The 14,258-nt window shown below is 70.5% G+C and carries 10 protein-coding genes; 3 read left to right on the top strand and 7 right to left on the bottom strand.

From position 1 onward, the window contains the following. Positions 1–35 precede the first annotated feature (35 nt). From IW248_RS14710 to IW248_RS14700, 3 genes are all read right to left on the bottom strand, one after another. The gene (locus IW248_RS14710) at positions 36–1,040 is read right to left on the bottom strand and encodes a serine hydrolase (RefSeq protein ID WP_231396312.1); all 1,005 of its coding nucleotides are present in this window, start codon (positions 1,038–1,040) and stop codon (positions 36–38) included. A 112-nt stretch (positions 1,041–1,152) separates the two neighbouring features. Then, a complete protein-coding gene (locus IW248_RS14705) occupies positions 1,153–2,082 on the bottom strand; it encodes an SDR family NAD(P)-dependent oxidoreductase (RefSeq protein WP_196927450.1) in 930 nt (309 codons plus the stop codon). Positions 2,083–2,137: 55 nt separating this feature from the next. Next, the gene (locus IW248_RS14700; RefSeq protein WP_196927449.1) at positions 2,138–3,322 is read right to left on the bottom strand and encodes a zinc-dependent alcohol dehydrogenase; all 1,185 of its coding nucleotides are present in this window, start codon (positions 3,320–3,322) and stop codon (positions 2,138–2,140) included. 592 nt (positions 3,323–3,914) lie between these two features. Between IW248_RS14700 and IW248_RS14695 the strand changes: the two genes are divergently transcribed. Further along, a complete protein-coding gene (locus IW248_RS14695) occupies positions 3,915–4,070 on the top strand; it encodes a hypothetical protein (RefSeq protein WP_196927448.1) in 156 nt (51 codons plus the stop codon). A gap of 357 nt (positions 4,071–4,427) precedes the next feature. On the opposite strand, the gene IW248_RS14690 is transcribed toward IW248_RS14695, so the two are convergent. From IW248_RS14690 to IW248_RS14680, 3 genes are read right to left on the bottom strand one after another with little or no spacing between them, the layout of a single operon-like run. Beyond that, positions 4,428–5,192, bottom strand: coding sequence for a succinate dehydrogenase/fumarate reductase iron-sulfur subunit (locus tag IW248_RS14690; RefSeq protein WP_124818571.1), 765 nt, complete (start codon positions 5,190–5,192; stop codon positions 4,428–4,430). Beyond that, a complete protein-coding gene (locus tag IW248_RS14685) occupies positions 5,189–7,126 on the bottom strand; it encodes a fumarate reductase/succinate dehydrogenase flavoprotein subunit (RefSeq protein ID WP_196927447.1) in 1,938 nt (645 codons plus the stop codon). Before IW248_RS14685 ends, IW248_RS14690 begins: the two co-directional genes overlap by 4 nt. A gap of 1 nt (position 7,127) precedes the next feature. Then, positions 7,128–7,859 (bottom strand): succinate dehydrogenase cytochrome b subunit, encoded by a 732-nt coding sequence (locus tag IW248_RS14680; RefSeq protein WP_196927446.1) that lies wholly within the window; start codon positions 7,857–7,859, stop codon positions 7,128–7,130. Positions 7,860–7,894: 35 nt separating this feature from the next. Between IW248_RS14680 and IW248_RS14675 the strand changes: the two genes are divergently transcribed. Then, positions 7,895–8,824 (top strand): LysR family transcriptional regulator, encoded by a 930-nt coding sequence (locus IW248_RS14675; protein WP_196927445.1) that lies wholly within the window; start codon positions 7,895–7,897, stop codon positions 8,822–8,824. A 165-nt stretch (positions 8,825–8,989) separates the two neighbouring features. After that, positions 8,990–10,030 carry a dTDP-glucose 4,6-dehydratase gene (gene rfbB, locus IW248_RS14670; RefSeq protein WP_196927444.1) on the top strand — a complete coding sequence of 347 codons (1,041 nt, stop codon included), beginning with the start codon at positions 8,990–8,992 and terminating at the stop codon, positions 10,028–10,030. Between the two features lie 55 nt (positions 10,031–10,085). Here rfbB and hrpA read toward each other — a convergent pair whose 3' ends face one another. After that, positions 10,086–14,156, bottom strand: coding sequence for an ATP-dependent RNA helicase HrpA (hrpA, locus tag IW248_RS14665; protein WP_196927443.1), 4,071 nt, complete (start codon positions 14,154–14,156; stop codon positions 10,086–10,088). Positions 14,157–14,258: the final 102 nt, after the last annotated feature.

The following is a 14,258-nucleotide window of genomic DNA, read 5'->3' as shown; positions in this document are numbered from 1 at the left end:
GGTCGCCGGCAGCGGCGACCGACCCGGGACGGGATCTAGCCGCCGTTGCTGGGGCGTCGGGCGGTGATCCGGAACGTCTTGCCCACGCCCGCGATCCGGTCCACCGCGGCCAGGAACTTGGGCCCCATGGCGGCTCGGGCCTGCACCGCCGGGTGGGTCGCGCCGAAGTCCTCCGGGTTGGCCTGCCCGTCGGCGAAGAGCGCGTAGGTGAGCACCGCCGCGCCGGAGCGGTCGAAGATCACACCGGCCTCGTGCCGGGCGTCGGCGTACCAGCCGGCCTTGGTGGCGATCCGGGCCCGCTCGTCGGAGGACATCGTGCGCCGGATGCCGTCGGTGAACGCCACCGGGGAGCGCAGGATGCCCAACAGGTACGTCGTCGAGGCGGGGGAGAGCAACGTGCCAGCGACCAGGGCGCGCAGCAGGTCGTGCGTCTCCCGAGGCGTGCTGGTGCCGAGGAAGAACCGGTTCGGGTTGGCCACCGGCTGGACCTGCGTGTTCGGGAAGCCCTTGGCGACCAGGATGGAGTTGATCTCGGCGGCCGGGGCGACCAGCCCACACAACCGCACCGCCGTGTCGTCCGAGACGGTCAGCAGGTTGGCCAGCACGTGCCCGATGGTCACCAGGCTCGGGTACGCGCCGTCCAGGCTGAAGATGCCGTCACCGCCCGGCACGACGATCGCCGCGCTCACCTCGACCTGCTGGTCCAGGGTGAGCAGCCCCCGATCGACCTTGTCGAGCACCGCGGTGGCAACGGCGATCTTGTTGACGCTGTACGCCTCGATCCGCCGATCCGCGTCAGCCTCCACCGCGACCACCGGCGTGCCGGCCGGGTCGGCGACGCTGACGTACGCCTGCCAGTTGCCGCCGGCCGCGGCGCTGTGCTTGGTGAAGACGGAGGCGACCCGGCGGGCGGCCCGAGCGGGGGTGGTCGGCGACGCCTCGGTGGCCTCGGCGGCGCTCGCCGGGACGGCGGCGCCCAACACCGTGCCGGCGGTGGCCACAGTGCCCAACCCGAGTGCCGTTCTGCGGTTCAGTCGCATGGTCAATCGTCTCCCCGATCGTGGTGTGCCAGAGCGCTTGCTGGCCCACCACCCTAGGCGAGTTGATCGACGCATGAGGCCCCCGAACATGTCCCGAACAGTTCCGAACAGGTCAGCCGAACCGTCGGCGCAGTGCGGCGTGCGCAGCGCCAACCGGTCCGAACAGGAGTTTCCGCACGTCGGGCAGGTGACCGCCGCGTACCGCCTCGCCGGCCGGGTTTGGAGCGAAGACGCTGCCGTCGTGCGCGGCGACCGAGCGTCCACTCAGGCCGGCCGCCCGCATCAACGGTCCGACGAGTACGTCGTAGACCCCCGGCAGCACTGTGAAGCCGGCACGCAGCACCACGTTGAGCCGACCCACGGAGACCTCCCGACGGGGTCGGTCCACACAGCCCACGATGGCCCTGGCCACCCGCTGCGGGCTGGCGACCGGGGCCGGAGGTCGCCCGACCCGGCCCAGATAGTTGGCCGCCTGTTGGTAGACGGGAGTGTCCACGCTGCCCGGGTTCACCAGACACAGCCGGATCTCCGGGCTGTCGCGCAACTCCTGCTGCACCGTCCGGACCAGACCCTGCAACCCCCACTTGCTCGCCACGTACGCGCTCATGTACGGCGCGGTGATGTGCCCCAGCACCGAACCGGTGAGGATCACCGTGCCGGCCCCGGTGGCCCGGAAGTGCCGCAGCGCCACCCGCGCCGAGCCGGCCGCGCCGAGCAGATCCGTCCGTACCACCTGGTCGAAGACCCGTTCCGGCAGCTCGTCAAAGCGCCCGTAGGCCATCACCGCCGCCGTGTGCACCCACACGTCGATGCGGCCGAAGCGGTCGACAGCGGCGCCCGCGAGCGCGTCCAGCGCATCCGGCTCGGTCACGTCCGTCGGCACGGTCAGCACGTCGACGTCGGCGCACTCCGCGCGTACCTCGGCCAGGGTCGTGGTGGCGCGAGCGGCGAGGACCAGGCGGTCGCCGCGCTCGGCGAACGCCCGGGCCGTCGCCCGGCCGATCCCGCTGCTCGCACCAACGATCACGACCACCCGGCTCACGGCACCGGCTGCAATCGTGACTGCGGGGCTCGCAACCCCGGCTCACTCCTCGCACTCATGGTTCGAGGACGACCTTGATACAGCCGTCCTCCTTCTTCTGGAACATCTCGTACGCCTGCGGCGCCCGGGCCAGCGGCACCCGGTGGGTACGCAGGTCCTCCACGCCCAGCGGGTCGTCGTCACCGGAGAGCAGCGGCAGGATCTCGTCGGTCCACCGGCGCACGTGGCACTGCCCCATCCGCAGCTGAACACCACGGTCGAACATCTCCATCAGCGGCATCGGGTCGGCCTCGCCGCCGTACACGCCGGAGATCGACACGGTGCCGCCGCGGCGGACCCCCTTGACCGCGGCGTGCAGGACGGACAGCCGGTCCACACCCGCCCGGTCGGTCATCGTCTGGGCCAGCTTGTCCGGCAGCAACCCGACCGCGGCGTGGGCCAACTTCCCCGCCGGCGAACCGTGCGCCTCCATCCCCACCGCGTCGATCACCGCGTCCGGGCCGCGCCCGTCAACCAGGTCGATCAACGCACCCGGCACGTCGGACAGCTCGCTGACGTCGAGCACCTCGATGCCGTGCCGGCGGGCCAACTCCAGGCGCTCGGGCACCAGGTCCAGCCCGATCACCCGTCCCGCGCCGAGGTGGCGGCCGACCCGCGCGCAGAACTGCCCGACCGGGCCCAGACCGAAGACGGCCAGGGTGCCGCCCGGCGGGGTGTCCGCGTACCTCACCGCCTGCCAGGCCGTCGGCAGAATGTCGGACAGGTAGAGGTAGCGCTCGTCCGCGCCCGTCTGCGGAATCTTGATCGGCCCGAAATGCGCCTGCGGGACCCGCAGGTACTCGGCCTGCCCACCCGGCACCGAACCATAGAGCGAGGTGTACCCGAACAGGGCCGCGCCCTTACCCTCGCTGGTGACCTGGGTGGTCTCACACTGGGCGTAGAGCTGGCGCGCACACATCCAGCAACTGCCGCAGGCGATGTTGAACGGCACCACCACCCGATCGCCCGGCTTGAGCCCGGTCACCTCCGACCCGACCTCCTCGACGATGCCCATCGGCTCGTGGCCCAGGACATCACCGGGCTTCAGGTACGGCCCGAGCACCTCGTACAGGTGCAGGTCGGAACCACAGATCGCGGTAGAGGTGATCTTCACGATCGCATCGGTCGGCTCCTCGATCCGCGGGTCCGGGACCTCCTCGACCCGTACGTCTCGCTTGCCCTGCCAGGTGAGCGCCTTCATGTCCCTCGTCCCTTCTCCCTGCCGTCTCGCAAGACTGCTACCCGGGCTCGGGCACTTGAACCGGCCGCCTGTCTCCGGTCCTGTCTTTCGGGCTTGCCTCGGGCTTGTCTCTCGGGCTTGCTTCGGGCTGGTCGGTGGTTGCGGTGGGGGCTGGGGGCGACCGTCCCCGGCTTCGGGCGGTCAGGCTTGATCCCTACGCCGGGGACGGTCGCCCCCAGCCGCTCATAGACGGCGTCCGTCCGTGCGTTCCCCGCGAGGCCCGTGAGCCCGCAAGCGGCCGGTCGCTGCCTGTGCTCTCTGGGCCGACCTGTGCGCTCAGCCCGTGGGTGGCTGCCCGTGTGGTTCCTGCGCCGGCCCGTTTGTCGCGCTGGGACGCGGCTCATGTCGGCCGAGATCGAGTTGATCCACTCGCGTTCCTTGAAGTCGCGGTATCCGAGGCCCGGCGACCGGCCGACTTCCTGAAACCCGAGTGGATCACGCGATGCGAGAGGGCAAGGCGAGGTCCGGCAGGGGAGGTGGAGTGCGACCGGGGAGACGGAGTGCGAGGAGGCGGGACGGACGGGGCGGCGTGGCGAGAGGACACTGCCACGCAATGGGCCAAAGCGACGGGCCGAGGCGGGCCGAGGCGGGCGACGCGCACGGCGAGGCGACGGTCCGAGGCGCGCTGGTCCGAGGCGCGACGGTCCGAGGCGCGCTGGTCCGAGGCGCGACGGTCCGAGGCGCGCTGGGGCGGGGCGCGACGGGTTGAGGCGGGGCGAGGCGGGTGTCGGAATGCGGGGGCCGGAGTGCGCGGGTGGTCCCCCTGGGCTGGGTTCATGGGCGCGTCCGTGGTTGGGAGCTGTCGGCGTACCCCAGCAGGAGCGCAACCTGCGGACGAGCCGTGACCAGGGTCAGGGCTGGGGCGACCGTCCCCGGCGCAGGGATCAAGCCTGACCGCCCGGAGCCGGGGACGGTCGCCCCAGCCCCCACCGCAACCAAAGACCAAGCCCAAAGCCCAAAGCCCAAAGCCCAAAGCCCAAAGACCAAAGACCAAAGACCAAAGACCAAACGCCAGGACCGCCGTACCCCCAGGAAAGCGCGGGGTACGGCGGTCCTGCGGCGAACCTCAGGAACCGGGGGTGTTGTTGGCTCCCTTGGCGGTGGCCGTGAGGTAGTCGCGGTTGAGGCGGCCGATGGTGTTCAGCGGGATGCCCTTCGGGCAGGCCGGGGTGCATTCGCCGGCGTTGGTGCAGCCGCCGAAGCCGGCCTCGTCGTGCGCGTCGACCATGCCGATCACCCGGGTGTAGCGCTCGGGTTGGCCCTGCGGCAGGAGCGAGAGCTGGGTGAGCTTGGCGGCGGTGAAGAGCATGCCGGAGCCGTTCGGGCAGGCTGCCACGCAGGCGCCGCAGCCGATGCAGGCCGCTGATTCGAAGGCGGCGTCGGCGTTGGCCTTGGCGACCGGGGTGGAGTGGGCTTCGGGCGCGCTGCCGGTGGGCGCGGTGACGTAACCGCCGGCCGCGATGATCTTGTCGAAGGCGCTCCGGTTGACGACCAGGTCCTTGACGACCGGGAAGGCGCTGGCCCGCCACGGCTCGATGTCGATGGTCTCGCCGTCGGAGAACTGCCGCATGTGCAGCTGGCAGGCGGTGGTGCCGCGCTGCGGCCCGTGCGCGTCGCCGTTGATCATGAGGCCGCACATGCCGCAGATGCCTTCGCGGCAGTCGTGGTCGAACGCCACCGGGTCCTCGCCGGACAGGATCAGCCGTTCGTTGAGCACGTCGAGCATCTCCAGGAACGACATGTCCGGGGACACGTCGTTGACCGGGTAGGTCACCATCCGACCCTTGTCCTCGGGGCCCTTCTGGCGCCAGATGCGCAGGGTCAGGTTCACTTGTAGCTCCGCTGCGTGGGGTGGACGTATTCGAACTTGAGGTCTTCCTTGTGCAGCACCGAGGGTTCGCCGTCGGCGGTGAACTCCCAGGCCGCCACGTACGCGAACCGGTCGTCGTCGCGCTGCGCCTCCCCGTCGGGGGTTTGGTGCTCGGCCCGGAAGTGGCCGCCGCAGGACTCCTCGCGGTGCAGGGCGTCGATGCACATCAGCTCGGCCAGTTCGAAGAAGTCGGCCACCCGGCCGGCCTTCTCCAGCGACTGGTTGAGTTCCTCGCCGGTGCCGGACACCTTGACCCGCTGCCAGAACTGCTCGCGCAGGGCGCGGATCTCGTCGATCGCCTTGCGCAGCCCGGCCTCGCTGCGTTCCATGCCGCAGTGTTCCCACATGATCTGGCCCAGTTCCCGGTGGAACGAGTCCACGGTCCGGTCGCCGTCGACAGCGAGCAGCCGCTGGACGCGGTCCTCGACGTCGGTGCGCGCCTCGACGGCAGCCGGGTGGCTGGCGTCGACCTTCTCCAGTGGACCGGAGGCCAGGTAGTTGGCGATGGTGGTGGGCAGCACGAAGTAGCCGTCGGCGAGGCCCTGCATCAGCGCCGAGGCGCCGAGTCGGTTCGCGCCGTGGTCGGAGAAGTTCGCCTCACCGATCACGAACAGGCCGGGGATGTTCGACTGGAGGTCGTAGTCGACCCACAGGCCGCCCATCGTGTAGTGCACGGCGGGGTAGATGCGCATCGGCACCTCGTACGGGTCCTCGCCGGTGATCCGCTCGTACATCTCGAAGAGGTTGCCGTACTTGGCCTCGATGGCCTTGCGGCCCAGTCGGCCGATCGCGTCGGCGAAGTCGAGGTAGACGCCGAGCTTGGTGGGTCCGACGCCCCGCCCCTCGTCGCACACGTTCTTGGCGGCGCGGGAGGCGATGTCGCGGGGGACCAGGTTGCCGAAGGAGGGGTAGATCCGCTCCAGGTAGTAGTCCCGCTCGGCCTCGGGAATGTCCTTCGGGCTGCGGTCGTCGCCCTTGGTCTTCGGCACCCAGACCCGGCCGTCGTTGCGCAGCGACTCGCTCATCAGGGTCAGCTTCGACTGGTGGTCGCCGGAGACCGGGATGCAGGTCGGGTGGATCTGCGTGTAGCAGGGGTTGGCGAAGTACGCGCCCTTGCGGTGCGCGCGCCAGGTGGCGGTGACGTTGCAGCCCTTGGCGTTTGTGGAGAGGTAGAAGACGTTGCCGTAGCCGCCGGAGGCGAGCACGACGGCGTCGGCCATCTCGGTGCTGATCTCGCCGGTCACCATGTCCCGGACGACGATGCCGCGGGCCTTGTCGTCGACGAGGACCAGCTCCAGCATCTCGTGCCGGGTGTTCATCTCGACGTTGCCCAGGCCGATCTGCCGTTCGAGGGCCTGGTACGCGCCGAGCAGCAACTGCTGGCCGGTCTGGCCCCGGGCGTAGAAGGTGCGCTGCACCTGGGCGCCACCGAAGGAGCGGGTGTCCAGCAGGCCGCCGTACTCGCGGGCGAAGGGCACTCCCTGGGCGACGCACTGGTCGATGATGTTGACCGACACCTCGGCGAGCCGGTGCACGTTCGACTCGCGGGAGCGGAAGTCGCCGCCCTTGACGGTGTCGTAGAAGAGCCGGTGTACGGAGTCACCGTCGTTGCGGTAGTTCTTCGCCGCGTTGATGCCGCCCTGTGCCGCGATGGAGTGCGCCCGGCGTGGGCTGTCCTGGTAGCAGTAGGACTTGACGTGGTAGCCCTGCTCGGCCAGGGTCGCGGCGGCCGAGCCGCCGGCCAGGCCGGTGCCGACCACGATCACGGTCATCTTGCGGCGGTTGGCGGGGTTGACCAGCTTGGCCTCGAAGCGCCGGGTCTCCCAACGCTTCTCGACCGGGCCGGCGGGAGCCTTGGTGTCGGCGATCGGGTCGCCCTCGGTGAAGAGTTCCATGTCAGGACACCAATCCGGTGAGTACGGCGAACGGGACCACCAGGTACCCGGCGCAGAGCAGCACGGCGAAGACCAGAGCCGCGGTACGCGCCCTGCGCTCGCCGCGCGGTGTCTGCTGGCCGAGGCTGCGGAACGCGCTGAACGCGCCGTGGCGCAGGTGGAAGCCCACCGCGAGGATGGCGAGCGTGTAGAAGAGCGTGACGTACCAGCGTTCCGGCGCGAAGTCGGCGACGACGTTGCCGTACGGCTTGCTGGCGTCGCCGACCGGGTTCAGCGTGCCGGTGGTCAGGTCCAGGAGGTGGTAGATCACGAAGAGCAGGATGATCACTCCACCCCAGCGCATCGTGCGGGCCGCGTAGCTGCCGTTGACCTTCTTGCGGTGGGCGTACTTGACCGGGCGGGCGGCGCGGGCGCGCCTGGCCAGCACGGTGGCGGCGACGATGTGGGCGACGACCGCCACCACCAGCCCGGTGCGCAGGATCCAGAGGAACCAGACGCCGGGCAGCAGGGGCTTGCCGATGTCGCGCAGCCAGTGCGCGTAGTGGTCGAACGAGGTTTCCCCCGTGAACACCTTCAGGTTCCCGAGCATGTGGGCGATGAGGAACAGCGCCAGCAGGATGCCCGTCACCGCCATGACGGCCTTGAGGCCGACGTTCGAGCGGATGGGCGACCGAGTTTTCGTGATTACCACACGACCGACGCTAGGAGCACTTGGATCAGTCGTCCAATGCATCAAACTCGCAGTGTTGATAGCCGTAGGCTATTTAGATGCAGCTCCATCAGCTCCGGTACTTCGTCGCGGTGGCCGAAGTACGACATTTCACCCAAGCCGCCGACATCGTGGGCATCACGCAGCCCTCGCTCAGTAAGCAAATTCACGCTCTGGAGGCCGACCTCGGGGCCCCGCTGTTCGAGCGGCTAAGGGGCAACATCGCGCTCACCGCGGCGGGTGAGGTGCTGCTGCCGTTGGCCACCCGCATCCTCGCCGACGTGGAGACCGCGACCCGGGAGGTCCAGGAGTTGGTCGGGCTGCGACGGGGTCGGGTCCGGCTCGGGGCCACCCCCAGTCTGGCCACCTCACTCGCCCCGCCGGTGCTGCGCCGGTTCCGCGACGCGCACCCCACCATCGACCTGCGCGTCGAGGAGGGCGGCTCCCAGGACCTGGTGCGTGACCTGGTGCGCGGCGACCTCGACCTGGCCCTGATCATCATGCCGGCGCAGGGGGCCGACCCGGGGCTGCGCGTCGACCCGATCCTGCGGGAGAGCCTGGTGGTGGCGTCGGTGGGGGAGGTGGCGACCGCGTCGACGACCGGGGAGCTGCGCATCACCGACCTGCGGGACCAGCCGATGGTGATGTTCCGGGAGGGGTACGACCTGCGCGACGCGACCATCCAGGCGTGTCGGGAGGCGGGCTTCGAGCCGACCTTCGCGGTGGACGGCGGCGAGATGGATGCGGTGCTCAGCTTCGTCGAGGCGGGGCTCGGCATCGCGCTCGTGCCCGGCATCGTGCTGGCCCGCCGTCCGGGCGTGCGGATCACCCCGCTCGCGCCGCCCGGGGTGCGGCGGACCATCGCGGTGGCCCGTCGACGCGACGTCGTGCCCACCCACGCCGGTCGGGAGCTTCGGCGCATTCTCCTCGACTACATCCAGTCGGCGATCGACCGGGACGAGCTCCCGCCCGGTGTGGATCCGCTCTGATTCGGTCCGGTAGTCGACCCGTTGGGTTAATTCATCCTTAAGGACGCAGTATCACTCTCAGTGTCAGTTGTGGTCACCTAAGGTGGGTTCTTGCACGGGGCAAAAGCCCCATTCGTCTCAGCAGAGCTCACCGGTGCGCGTTTCTCGCCGGCAGGGAGGCCACACATGAGGATCCTGGTTACCGGCGGCGCTGGCTTCATCGGGTCGCATTTCGCGCGCAGTCTGCTCGCCGGGCGCTACGTCGGGTTCGAGCACTGCGACGTGACGGTGATCGACAAGCTGACCTATGCCAGTGATCGGGCCAACCTGCCGGCCGTGCACCCCCGCCTGACGTTCGTGCGTGGGGACATCTGCGACCGGCAACTGCTCGCCGACGTGGTGCCCGGGCACGATGCGGTCGTGCACTTCGCCGCCGAGTCACACGTCGACCGGTCCATCGACGATCCGACGCCGTTCTTCGAGACCAACGTGATGGGCTCGTACCACCTGCTGGCCGCCTGTGCGCGCAGCGCCGTCGGCCGGATCGTGCACGTGTCCACCGACGAGGTGTACGGCTCGATCAGCGAGGGCTCCTGGAACGAGACCTGCGTGCTGGAACCCAACTCCCCGTACGCGGCCTCGAAGGCGGCCAGCGACCACGTGGTCCGCTCCTACTGGCGCACGTACGACGTCGACGTCTCCATCACTCGCTGCGCCAACAACTACGGGCCGTACCAGAACGTGGAGAAGGTCATCCCCCGGTTCGTCACCAGCCTCCTCGCCGGCCAGGACATCACCCTGCACGGCGACGGCAGCGCGGTGCGTGAGTGGCTGCACGTGGACGACCACTGCCGCGCCATCGCGCTGGTCCTGGCCAAGGGCCGCGCCGGCGAGGTCTACAACATCGGTGGCGACATCGAGCTGACAAACCGGGCGCTCACCGAGCGGATCCTGCGGCTGGCCGGCGCCGGCTGGGAACGGGTCCGGCACGTGCCGGACCGCAAGGTCCAGGACCAGCGCTACTCGCTGGACTACCGCAAGATCTCCGAGGAACTCGGCTTCGAGCCGCAGATCCGGTTCGAGGACGGGCTGACCGAGGTCTTCCACTGGTACCGGGAGAACCGCGCCTGGTGGGCGCCCACCGCCACGGAACCCCGCAGTGCGGCGCTGACCAGCTCGGTGCGCGGCGTGCCGGCCAGCCGGTCGCTGTCCGTCCGGGCACACTGACCCGTCCGCCGCCCGGCCCGGCCCGGCCCGCACGGTCGGGTCGGGCCGGGTCGGATCAGCGGCCCTCGACGTCGTCCATCGCGCGGTAGATCCGCTGCTCGGAGACGGGGTACGGGGTGCCCAACGCCTGGGCGAAGACGTTCACCCGCAACTCCTCGATCATCCAGCGGATCTGCCGGACGGCCGTCTCCTGCCGGCGGGCCGGCGACAGGTTGGCGAGCAGGTCGGCGTACTCCTTCTGCACCACAGCGATCCGGTCCTGCTGCTGGCGGTCCCGCTGCGGGTTGCCGCCCAGCCGCTCCAGTCGACGTTCGACGGCGGTGAGGTAGCGCAGCACGTCGGGCAGCCGCGCGTACCCGGTCTCGGTGATGAACCCGGCGTGCACCAGCCCGGCGAGCTGGCCGCGGATGTCGGCCAGCGCCGCCACCACTGTGAGGTTGCGGGTCGCGCCGAGCCGCTGCTCGACGGCGTACGCGGCGGCGAGGACCCGGCGGACCCGGTCCATCACCTCGACCACTGTGTCGACCAGGTCGGCGCGGACCTTCTCGCGCAGGGCCGCGAAACCGTCGGCGTCCCACGCCGGCCCGCCGGCCGCACCGATCAACCGGTCGATGGCCGCGCCCGCCGCGTCCTCGATCAACTCCTGGACGCCGCCGTGCGGGTTGCGGCTCAGCGCCAGCTTCGCCTCGTTGTCGAGTCGCCCCTGCAGGAACCGCGCCGGGGACGGCACGGTGAGCCGCAGCAGCCGGCGGGTGCCGGCCCAGTGCGCCGCCTCCGCCTCGGCGGGGGAGTCGAACACCTTCACCCCGACCGTCGAACCCTCGTCGACCAGGGCCGGGTACGCGGTGACCGCGTACCCGGCGCGGACCTGCTCGATGGTCCGTGGCAGCGTGCCGATGCTCCACTCCCGCAGCCCGGTCCGGGCCACCTCCGGAGCGGCGGCCGCCACCACCTGACGTACCTCCTGGCGGAGCTGACGTTGCAGGGCCGGCAGGTCCTTGCCCTCGGCGACCGGCTTCTCGTCGTCGCCGAGGACCCGGAAGGTCACCCGCAGGTGCGCCGGGAGCTTGCCCGGCTCCCAGGCGTCGCGGGGCACTGTCACCCCGGTCATCCGGCGCAACTGCCGGGTGAGCGCGTCCAGCAGCGACTCCTCGCCGGGAGCGATCGCCGCCAGGGCGGCCCGCGCGTAGTCGGGCACCGGGACGAAGTTGCGGCGGATCGCCTTGGGCAGCGAGCGGATCAGCGCGATCACCGTCTCCTCGCGCAGCCCCGGCACCTGCCAGTCGAAGTTCTCCGCCGGCACCTGGTTGAGCAGCGGCAGTGGGATGTCCACTGTGACGCCGTCGTCCGGCGTGCCCGGCTCGAACCGGTAGGTCAGCGGCAGACTCACCCCGTGGGCCTGCCACTCGTCCGGGTAGTCGTCCTCGTCCACCCCCGGCCGGCCGTCGTTGACCAGCAGGTCGCGGGTGAAGGTGAGCAGGTCGGGTTGCTCGCGGCGGGTCTTCTTCCACCAGCTGTCGAAGTGCCGGCCGGAGGACACGTCGGCCGGGATCCGCTGGTCGTAGAAGCCGAAGATGGTCTCGTCGTCGACCAGGATGTCCCGGCGTCGGGCCCGGCTCTCCAACTCCTCGATCTCGGCGAGCAGCCGTTTGTTGTCCGTCCAGAACTGGTGGTGGGTCTGCCAGTCGCCCTCGACGAGGGCGTGCCGGATGAACAGCTCCCGGCTCAGCGTCGGGTCGATCCGCCCGAAGTTGACAGTGCGGGAGCTGACCAGCGGCACGCCGTACAGGGTGACCTTCTCGTAGGCCATCACCGCGGCCTGCTTCTTCTCCCAGTGCGGCTCGCTGTAGCTGCGCTTGACCAGGTGCTGCGCGAGCGGCTCGACCCACTCCGGCTCGACCCGGCCGGCGATGCGGCCCCACAGCCGGGAGGTCTCCACCAACTCGGCGGCCATCACCCAGCGCGGCGGCTTCTTGAACAACGCCGACCCGGGGAAGAGGCCGAACTTCGCGCCCCGCGCCCCCAGGTACTCGTGTTTCTGGGCGTCCTTGAGGCCGATGTGCGACAGCAGGCCGGGCAGCAGCGACTGGTGCACCTTCGGGGTGTCGATCTCCTCCGGCAGGTCCGCGCCACCCCGGCGGCTCGCACCCCGGCCGGCGTCCGCGTCGTCCGAGGTGTCGCGCGCCGGCCGCCCGCCACGCCGGTCGCCGTCGGCCGGGGTACGCAGCACCTGCCGCAGTTGGCTGACGATGTCCTGCCACTCGCGGATCCGCAGGTAGTTCAGGTACTCCGCCTTGCACATCCGGCGGAACGCGCTGGAGGAGAGCTCCCGCTGCTGCTCACGCAGGTAACGCCACAGGTTGAGGTACGCGACGAAGTCGGATTCCTTGTCGGCGAACCGGGCGTGCGCCTGGTCCGCCTGGGCCTGCTTCTCCGCCGGCCGCTCCCGAGGGTCCTGGATGGACAGTGCGGCGGCGATCACCAGCACCTCGGTGGCGCACCCGTTGCGTTCGCCCTCGACCACCATCCGGGCCAGGCGCGGGTCGACCGGCAGTTGGGCCAGCCGCCGGCCGAGCGCGGTGAGCCGCTTCGCCGGGTCGGCCTCGGTCGGGTCCAACGCGCCCAGCTCGTGCAGCAGGTTGACGCCGTCGGTGATGTTGCGCTTGTCCGGTGGGTCGATGAACGGGAAGGCGGCGAGGTCGCCGAGCCCGATCGCTGTCATCTGGAGGATGACCGACGCCAGGTTGGTCCGCAGGATCTCCGGGTCGGTGAACTCGGGCCGGGACAGGAAGTCCTGCTCGTCGTAGAGGCGAATGCAGATGCCGTCCGACGTACGGCCGCAGCGGCCCTTGCGTTGGTTGGCCGACGCCTGGGAGACCGGTTCGATCGGCAGCCGCTGCACCTTGAGCCGGCTGGAGTAGCGGGAGATGCGGGCGGTGCCCGGGTCCACCACGTACTTGATCCCGGGCACGGTCAACGAGGTCTCCGCGACGTTCGTGGCGAGCACCACCCGGCGTGCGGAGTGCGCGGCGAAGACCCGGTGCTGTTCGGCGCTGGACAGCCGTGCGTACAGCGGCAGGATCTCGGTGCCGAGCAGCGAGCGCTTCGTCTGCACCAGCTTGCCCAGCGCGTCGGCGGTGTCCCGGATCTCCCGCTCACCGCTGAGGAACACCAGGATGTCGCCGGGCCCCTCGGCGGCCAGTTCCTCGACGGCGTCGCCGATCGCCTGGATCTGGTCGCGGACGTTCTCCTCGTCGGCGTCGCCGTCCTCCTCGCCGTCGGCGAGCTCGACGAGGGGCCGGTAGCGCACCTCCACCGGGTAGGTGCGCCCCGACACCTCGACCACCGGCGCGGGCACGCCCTCCGGCTCGTCGGCAGTGGGTGCGCCCGCGAAGTGCCGGGCGAACCTGTCGGTCTCGATGGTCGCCGAGGTGATGATCACCTTGAGGTCGGGTCGTCGGGGCAGCAGCTCCCGCAGGTACCCGAGGATGAAGTCGATGTTGAGGCTGCGCTCGTGCGCCTCGTCGATGATCAACGTGTCGTACTGGCGCAGCATCCGGTCGGTCTGCAACTCGGCCAGCAGGATGCCGTCGGTCATCAGCTTCACCAGGCTGCGCTCGCTGACCTGGTCGGTGAAGCGCACCTTGTAGCCGACCACGTCGCCCAACTCGGTGCCCAGCTCGTCGGCGATCCGGTCGGCCACCGTGCGGGCGGCCAACCGTCGGGGCTGGGTGTGCCCGATCAGGCCGTGCACCCCGCGCCCCAACTCCAGACAGATCTTGGGAATCTGGGTGGTCTTGCCGGAGCCGGTCTCGCCGGCCACGATCACCACCTGGTGGTCGCGGATGGCGGCGGCGATGTCGTCCTTGCGCTCACTGACCGGCAAACCCACCGGGTACGTGATCACGGGCACCGCCGCCTGGCGGGCAGCGAGCCGCTGCTCGGCCCGGACCAGGTCGGCGGTGATCTCGGTCAGCGCCGCCTCCCGACGCTGCGGGTCGCGCAGCTTACGGGCACCGTCGAGGCGCCGCTGGAGCCGGCGCTGGTCGCGGAACATCAGAGGTGTGAGGCGGCGGTGCAGCTCGCGAACGGGGTCGGACGCGACGGAGGCGGTTGGATTCTGCATGTCGTGCCCAAGGATAGGCAGCCCGGCGGCGCGCCGCCCCCGGGTTACGCCGTCGGTGCCGTGAGAAGCGGTACCCGGCTCGCACCGGTGGCACTCGTCTCT

It is taken from the genome of Micromonospora ureilytica, from assembly GCF_015751765.1.
GTDB lineage: Bacteria > Actinomycetota > Actinomycetes > Mycobacteriales > Micromonosporaceae > Micromonospora > Micromonospora ureilytica.
This window is presented reverse-complemented; position numbering and strand designations above follow the sequence as displayed.